This is a genomic window from Winogradskyella poriferorum, from assembly GCF_050618035.1.
Taxonomy (GTDB): Bacteria; Bacteroidota; Bacteroidia; order Flavobacteriales; family Flavobacteriaceae; genus Winogradskyella; species Winogradskyella poriferorum_A.
In genome coordinates this window covers 1-213 of the sequence record NZ_JBODPY010000308.1, presented here as the reverse complement: position 1 = coordinate 213, position 213 = coordinate 1, and the positions used below count along the sequence as shown (strand labels likewise).

1 pseudogene is annotated in these 213 nt (G+C 35.2%); it reads right to left on the bottom strand.

The window, feature by feature from the left end:
• Window positions 1–189: pseudogene (locus ACRHOC_RS15875) on the bottom strand (hypothetical protein); the annotation flags it as partial.
• Window positions 190–213 lie beyond the last annotated feature (24 nt).

The following is a 213-nucleotide window of genomic DNA, read 5'->3' as shown; positions in this document are numbered from 1 at the left end:
AGTAGTTACAACCGTATTGCGACGAGCTATGTCGAGCGTATCGCTCGGTGCTAAAAATCTGTTTAGCTTACTCTGAGCGTTTATAATAAGAGAACTACTTAATAAAAAGAATAATAAAACTATCCTTTTATATAAGGCCTTATCTTCTGATGCCTTGTGAGCATAGATACCGTTGATATTGCCTTGCATTATTATTATGCTGTGATAAAGTCT